Consider the following 6,805-nt stretch of genomic DNA (forward strand, 5'->3'; position numbering starts at 1 on the left):
GATGAAGCTGCTCAGCACCTGCCGCTGCTGCAGCGCCGGATGCGGGATCGTCGCCGAGGTCGTTGACGGCCGGCTGGTCGACGTCCGCGGCGACCGTGACCACCCGTTGTCGCAGGGCTACCTCTGCCCGAAGGGTCGCGCGTTGCCCTGGTCGCACGCCAGACCCGACCGGCTCGACCATCCCATGGTCAGGGGTAAGCGCGTGACCTGGTCAGAGGCACTCGACGATCTCGCCGGCAAGCTGGCCGGCCTGATCGCCACGCACGGCGCCGGTTGCATCGGGACGTTCCGCGGGCACGGCGGGCACGCCGACAAGTCCGGCATCGCAGCGCTGTCCGCGCTCCTGACGGCGCTGGGCAGCGACCAGCGCTACTCGGTGTCGACGATCGACATCGCACCGATGCTGCGGGTGGCCCAGATCGTCGCCGGGACGGCGGCGGCGCTGCCCCGCTGGCTCCCCGACGACCCCGACTCGACCCTGGCGATCTGGCTGGGAGGCAACCCCGCCGTGTCCCATGGCTACGTCACGCAGATGCCGGACCCGGTGCGGCGCATCCGCATGTTCCGGGCTCGCGGTGGGTCCCTGTGGATCGTCGATCCGCGGGCCACCAGGACTGCCGCCATCGCGGACCATCACCTGCAGATCCGGCCCGGGACCGACCACGTCCTGCTCGCGTGGTTGGTGGGGGAGCTGCTGCGGTCGGGAACGGTCAGCAGTTCCTTCCTCGAGTGCACCACTCCCGCTCAGCGCGAACACCTGCTCTCAGGCATCGACCGCTACACGCTCGGCGCCACAGGTACCCAGACCGGTGTGCCGGTGGCACAGCTGCGGACGTTGCTGGACCAGGTCGTCCGGGCCGGTCGGATCGCGGTGGTCAGCTCGACCGGCGTGCTGTTCCAGCGCCACGCAGTACTGACGGAGTGGCTGCGCTGGGTACTCCTTCTCGTGACCGACTCCCTCGACCAGCCCGGCGGGATGTGGTTCGGCCGCGACTGGTTCCAGGCCCTGGATCTCCTCCAGGAGCGCCTGCCACGTCCTCAGGAAGGCCTGCCCGCGCCCCGGTCGCGTCCCGACCTGCAGCGTCTCGCCGGCGAGGTCCCGGTCGTGGCGATGGGGGACGAGATCCGCGCGGGAAACCTGCGCGCGCTGTTCGTGAATGGCGGGAACCCGATGAGCTCCTTCCCCGACCCGCCGGAGACCGAGAGGTTCCTGCGCGAGCTGGACGTCCTCGTCGCCGTCGACGTCGCGGAGTCGGCGACGACCGCGATCGCGACCCACGTGTTGCCGGTCGCGGGTCAGATGGAACGGACCGACCTCCTCACCTGGACCGACGACTACGTACGCGTGGCGCCTGCCGTCGTCGACCCGGGCGCCGAGCGACGTCCACTGTGGTGGGTCGCGGCGCAGCTCGGCAGGAGGCTCGGCGTCGACATCCTCGACGGCGCCGATCCCGACGACGGCGACGACCTCGACCGGGTCCGGGCCTTACTGGCGGGCGGCCGGACCGATCTCGGCGATCCGATCGCGGCGGGCCCGTACGGGCTCCGCATACCCCACATCTCGGGCTACATGCGCGAGCGCGTCGTCCCCGGTGGGCGGTGGAACATTCTGCCAACGGTCATGCTCGACCGGTTGGTGGAGCTGCAGACGGACCTGCCCGGGACCGGCAGATTCACCTTCGTCTGCGGCCGCCAGCTCTCGCGCAGCTGCTCGGAGAGCCTCGTTGCTCCGGACCGGAGCCGTGATCGACCCACTGTCGCGCTCAACCCGGGCGACGCCGCGGACCTGGGCGTGGTCGAGGGCGACCTGGTCAACGTGGTGGGATCAGACGGATCTGTCACCGCCGGTGTGCAGCTGAGCACCGACGTCGCACCCGGCGTCGTCTCGGTGGCCAACGGCTGGCTCGAGCACAACGTCTCCCGGCTCTGCTCGTCGACCCGCGACGTCGATCCTCTCGCCGGTCAACCGATCATGACGGCCCTCCCGGTGACCGTGCACCGGACGACGTCCCGACAGGAGGAACCTCATGAGTGACGCGTCGACGGTCGGAGAGCAGCTGAGGAGACAGGCTGCGCTCCGACCGGAGCAGACGTTCCTCACCTGCGGTACCGCATCGCGCACGTTCGGCGAGATGGACCGGCGCGCCGACGGCATCGCCCGCGGTCTTGCGGCCAGAGGTGTGCAGCCGGGAGACCGGGTCGCGATCCTCGCGCCGAACCGAATCGAGGTCCTCGACCTCTACTTCGGAGTGGCGAGACTCGGCGCGGTCCAGGTACCGCTGAACTCCTTTCTTAAAGGACAGTTCCTCGCGCACCAGATCGCCGACGCGGACCCCGTCGTCCTGGTCGCCGACGCAAGTGGGCTGCGGGCGGCCGCGCCCCACCTCCCGGCTCTCGCGAGCCTGCGGACGCTGGTCGCACTCGACGACTCACCGCTGGAGCACCGGGGATCGGCTCACGAACACATCGGTTTCGCCGACCTCCTGTTGCCGGGTCCCGCCTGGGATAGGGAGGTGGAACCGGACGCGCTCATGTCGATCCTCTATACCTCGGGCACGACCGGCCTGCCCAAGGGCTGCATGATGTCGCACGCCTACTACCTGCACACCGGACGGGCGATGGCCCGGGCGTGGGAGCTGATCGACAACGACGTCCTGTTCACGACCCTGCCGATGTTCCACAGCGCCGGGCGCCTGATGACGGTGGCGACAGCACTGGTCAGCGGTGTTGCTCTAGTGGTCGAACCGGCGTTTTCGGCGAGCCGGTTCATGCGCAGGGCGGCCGATACCGGCGCGACATTCGCCTGCACCGTCGGGGCCATGGGCATGGCGCTGCTGGCAACGGCCGAACGCAGCCACGACGACCGGCACCGGCTCCGGGGCTTCATGTCCACCCCGATGGACCCGGAGGCCCAGGTGGCGTTCGAGCGACGCTTCGGAGTGCCGGTGTGGGCCGAGGCGTTCGGCCAGACAGAGTGCCTGCCGATCTCGTGCACGGGGATGCGCGATCTGGCCGACCGCGAGAACGGGCGTCCGGCAGCGTGGCTCGACGTCGCCATCCTCGACGACGGCGACCGTCCGGTGGAGCCGGGCGCTGCCGGCGAGATCTGCGTCCGCCCGCGGGCACCCGGCGTGATGTTCTCCGGCTACTGGAAACGCCCGGACGCGACCGTCGAGGCGACCCGCAACCTCTGGTACCACTCCGGCGATCTCGGCCGGATCACCGCGTCCGGTTCGCTCCGGTTCGCGGGCCGGAAGAAGGAGTCGATCCGCAGGCGTGGCGAGAACGTCTCGATGCTCGAACTGGAGACGGCACTGCTCACCAACCCGGACCTGGTCGAGGCAGCGGTCGTCGGAGTGCCGTCGCCGTCGGGCGAGCAGGACATCCTGGCCTGCGTGGTTCCGATGGACGGGCGGCACCTCGACGCAAGCTCCCTCTTCGCCCATTTCGTCGAGGCGTTGCCCTACTTCGCGATCCCGCGGTTCGTGACGGTGTCGCAGTCCCTGCCCCGCAACGCGCTCGGGCGGGTCATGCGCCACGAACTCCCCGGCATCGAGGGCGAGACCTGGGACCTCGACGCGCTCGGTCTGACCGTGGCGCGCGAGGGCAGGCGGGCGTGACCGACGCCGACTCGACGCCGTTGCTTGACGCGGTGCTGGCCGACCTCGCCGTGGAGTCGGCCGCCCTCGATGCGGCCGTCGCGGACCTCGATGGCAGCGGCTGGGACCGGCCGACACCCGCTCCTGGATGGTCCATCCTGCACTCGATCGCCCACCTGGCATGGACCGACGAGGTCGCGGTCGCGGCTCTCACCGATCCGGAGCTCTTGTCGAGGCTGCGTCGGGAGGAAGCCGCGGACCCCACACATTTTGCGGACACGGCTGCCTGGGCTCTCGCCCGGGACGGGCCGAACGCGGTCATGGCCAGATGGCGGAGCTCCCGCGCAGCGGTCGACTCCGCCCTGCGCTGCTACCCGTCCGAGCAGAAGGTCCCGTGGTTCGGCCCGCCGATGTCGCGCGTGAGCATGGCCACGGCCCGCTTCATGGAGACGTGGGCACACGGGGTCGACGTGACGGACGCGCTCGGATTGCCCACCTCGGTGAGCGACCGGATCCGCCACGTCGTGCACCTGGGTATCCGTACCCGTGACTACTCCTTCGCACTGCACGGAGTGTCACCGCTCGGCGGCGAGGTCTTCGTCGATCTCGAGGCGCCCGACGGTGGCCGCTGGACACACGGCTCGCCGACCGCTCGCGACCGCATCTCCGGGACAGCGCTAGCCTTCGCACTCCTCGTGACCCGTCGTCGGCATCAGGACGACCTCGACCTCGACGTCGTAGGGGGCACCGCAGAGGCGTGGACGTCGGTGGCGCAGGCCTACGCCGGCGATCCGGGTGCCGGGCGGCTGCGATCCCTGCGCAGGGGAGCCTTGTCCGCACCTACCCCCGATCAGCGGCCGACGTGAGCCCGAGGTACTCGTCCCGCAGCGCCCGTTTCGACAGCTCGCCAGCCGCGGAAGGGTCTCGCGGAACTGGATCGAGCGCGGGCACTTGGCCGGTGCCAGCTTCGCACGGCAATGGGCGACCAGCTCGGTCGCCAGGTCCGGACCCGCCGCTGCCAGGGACGTCGGTTCGACGATCGCGGTGACCTGCTCCCCGAACTCCTCGTGAGGCACCCCGACCACAGCCGCGTCCGCGACCGCAGGATGGGCGATCAGGACGTTCTCGACCTCACGCGGGTAGATGTTGACCCCGCCGGAGATGATCAGATCGGTCCGCCGGTCGACGAGCCAGACATAGCCGTCGTCGTCGACACGGCCGATGTCGCCGACCGTGGCCCAGCCGCGTGCGTCGTGCGACTCGGCCGTCTTGTCCGGGGCATGGTGATAGCCGAACTCCCGGCCGACCTCGGCCCACAGGACGCCGGTCTCGCCGGCCGGGAGTTCCTGGCCGTGCTCGCCCAGGACATGGGGGACGCCGACGACCGGTCGCCCTGACGCGCGTCTCTCGGGTACGTGCGGAAGCTGTCGGGTGTGCCAGAAAACTTACAACTTGGGCCCTGTTGGGTCCATCCGTTCTAACGTGGGATTGGTAGCTGGTACTCCAGACGGAGTTGTCCCATGCGGGCCGTCAGATAGTCAACCTCAAGTCTTCCGCGCTCACCGTGCACGATCCGAACAAGGCGTATGACCATCGGAGACCGGGCGATGTCAAGTTCCAGGATTTTGCTTTCGCTAACCGTTGCGGTCCCTACGGAAACAGTCTCTGTAATACTCTTGGGGGCATGCCCGTGTCGCGTTAGTTCTTCGTATGTTCCAATTTCCATCATCGCGTCGGTTTCGAGTGTTGTGTCTCTCGTTATTGCCTCTGGCAGGTAGCTTCGTCCAAGGTGGATAATTCGCCCGCCGTTGCTGACGCGCCGCTCTCGTCGACAGACTCGGGTGCCGACTGGGACGTGCAGGTCGGCCGCAACGCGCGGATCGGCACCCATTTTGTGTGTCGTGATCCTGATAGTTGGGTCCAGCCAGCCGTGGTTTCCGCTTGGCTTGACTTGAGCATTGCGTTCGTGCCAATGTGGCGAACTGCGAAGGAGTGAGATGTGGACTGGTTTGGAGGCGAACCATCCTCGTCCAGGTCGAGCCTCCACGAAACCTTCGTCGGCGAGTTGATCCATAGCGCGTTGGACCGTGGCGCCCGATGCGTTGTGGCGCTGGGCTAGATCCTTCTTGGTTGGGAGTTTCGCCCCAATCGGACAAATTCCCGTGACGACAAGCTCGCGGATCTCATGGGCGACCGCTTCCCAGGTCCGTCGCGATCCGTTGCTTGGTGGCATCGACCGCAATATTAGTTGGCGTGATTTAGCGGTGCGACTGCTGATTGTCACTGGCACCCAGACGGACCAGTCCTGTCGAAGAGGTTGTGAAAGTTCGTCCCCTGTGTAGCGACTGAACGGTTGAGTGAGATGGGCGTGTGGAGCAAGCGGCCGCCAACGGCGTAACGTGATGTGTAGGTGCGGAGGCTGTCCCGTCAGCCTCAACGGGACTGAGGTTGTCCCGAGGTGGACGGGGCCCACGGCAAGTCCATGCCTGCGCACCGCTGGCCGGACGCCTCCGTAAGCGGTCCTCAAGGGACGACAAGCGGTAGTCATTGGATTCATTCAATGTTGACTGGGTCACTTGCTCGAAGTGTGGGCCGTTCGCCGTCTAAAAGGCGCCGATCGCTGGATCCATCACCCAGTAGGGTCATAGGGTCTTGGCATTTGTAGGGTTTCAGATATCCTGCGCAGGTGAACGAACTGCGTGTCTGCCGCCATTGGGCTCTAGATGACGTAGGCTGCCCACCGGCGCGAGTCGACCCTCTTTGGTAGGAGCAGCATCGACTTATGTTGGTTGCGACCTTGGTCGGCGGAGGCGTTGAAGTCAATCCGCTGCGCTGCCAGCGTCGAGCTGACAACTGCGTCGGTGATGTAGTGCCGACGGTGGACCGTTGCCGAGTTTTGACCAAACACCTCACCCCGAACAGCACAGTGGAGTAGAGATCGCCATGCTGGCATACAATGTCGCGACCAAGTCGAGCTTCAGCGTGCAGAACTGCGTGGTCGTGACGGTACGAGACAATGGGGACGTCGAGGTCGGAAGCTCGCGGGACCAGAGCGCACGGATCCGGTACACCGAAGGCGAATGGTCTGCGTTTGTTCAGGGCGTGAAGGCTTCCGAATTCGATCACCCTGCTGTTGGCTAGCTACTTCGACCTGAAGAAGTAGCTACCGATTGTGCCTCTGACCTGGGCAGATGCCTCGGCGCGCC

The 6,805-nt window shown here is 67.3% G+C and carries 6 protein-coding genes and 1 pseudogene; 5 read left to right on the top strand and 2 right to left on the bottom strand.

Translation table 11 applies throughout. The features are described from left to right. Window position 1: 1 nt before the first annotated feature. The 3 genes and pseudogenes from ACFPFQ_RS20190 to ACFPFQ_RS20200 all read left to right on the top strand — a co-directional run. A complete protein-coding gene (locus ACFPFQ_RS20190; RefSeq protein ID WP_379621049.1) occupies window positions 2-2,035 on the top strand; it encodes a molybdopterin-containing oxidoreductase family protein in 2,034 nt (677 codons plus the stop codon). Then, window positions 2,028-3,620 (top strand): AMP-binding protein, encoded by a 1,593-nt coding sequence (locus tag ACFPFQ_RS20195; RefSeq protein WP_379621051.1) that lies wholly within the window; start codon window positions 2,028-2,030, stop codon window positions 3,618-3,620. Before ACFPFQ_RS20190 ends, ACFPFQ_RS20195 begins: the two co-directional genes overlap by 8 nt. Before the next feature lie 32 nt (window positions 3,621-3,652). After that, a pseudogene (locus ACFPFQ_RS20200) lies at window positions 3,653-4,393 on the top strand (TIGR03084 family metal-binding protein); the annotation flags it as partial. Here ACFPFQ_RS20200 and ACFPFQ_RS20205 read toward each other — a convergent pair. Next, window positions 4,277-4,684 (bottom strand): AMP-binding enzyme, encoded by a 408-nt coding sequence (locus tag ACFPFQ_RS20205; protein ID WP_379621053.1) that lies wholly within the window; start codon window positions 4,682-4,684, stop codon window positions 4,277-4,279. The pseudogene ACFPFQ_RS20200 and the gene ACFPFQ_RS20205 overlap by 117 nt on opposite strands. Between ACFPFQ_RS20205 and ACFPFQ_RS20210 the strand changes: the two genes are divergently transcribed. Beyond that, window positions 4,577-4,996, top strand: coding sequence for a hypothetical protein (locus tag ACFPFQ_RS20210; RefSeq protein WP_379621059.1), 420 nt, complete (start codon window positions 4,577-4,579; stop codon window positions 4,994-4,996). The genes ACFPFQ_RS20205 and ACFPFQ_RS20210 overlap by 108 nt on opposite strands. A gap of 80 nt (window positions 4,997-5,076) precedes the next feature. Here the strand turns inward: ACFPFQ_RS20210 and ACFPFQ_RS20215 are convergent, their stop codons facing one another. After that, window positions 5,077-6,156: a GntR family transcriptional regulator gene (locus tag ACFPFQ_RS20215; protein ID WP_379621055.1), complete on the bottom strand. Its 1,080-nt coding sequence runs from the start codon at window positions 6,154-6,156 to the stop codon at window positions 5,077-5,079. 386 nt (window positions 6,157-6,542) lie between these two features. Here ACFPFQ_RS20215 and ACFPFQ_RS20220 point away from each other — a divergent pair, with 386 nt between their 5' ends. Further along, window positions 6,543-6,740, top strand: a complete 198-nt coding sequence (locus ACFPFQ_RS20220) for a DUF397 domain-containing protein (protein WP_379621057.1) — start codon at window positions 6,543-6,545, stop codon at window positions 6,738-6,740. Window positions 6,741-6,805: the final 65 nt, after the last annotated feature.

The organism is Pseudonocardia sp. GCM10023141 (assembly GCF_042653605.1).

Bases quoted from the DNA above. Each gene is read 5' to 3' on its own strand.
- ACFPFQ_RS20190 (WP_379621049.1), top strand. From the start codon at position 2: ATGAAGCTGCTCAGCACCTGCCGCTGCTGCAGCGCCGGATGCGGGATC.
- ACFPFQ_RS20195 (WP_379621051.1), top strand. From the start codon at position 2,028: ATGAGTGACGCGTCGACGGTCGGAGAGCAGCTGAGGAGACAGGCTGCG.
- ACFPFQ_RS20210 (WP_379621059.1), top strand. From the start codon at position 4,577: ATGGGCGACCAGCTCGGTCGCCAGGTCCGGACCCGCCGCTGCCAGGGA.
- ACFPFQ_RS20215 (WP_379621055.1), bottom strand. From the start codon at position 6,156: ATGAATCCAATGACTACCGCTTGTCGTCCCTTGAGGACCGCTTACGGA.
- ACFPFQ_RS20220 (WP_379621057.1), top strand. From the start codon at position 6,543: ATGCTGGCATACAATGTCGCGACCAAGTCGAGCTTCAGCGTGCAGAAC.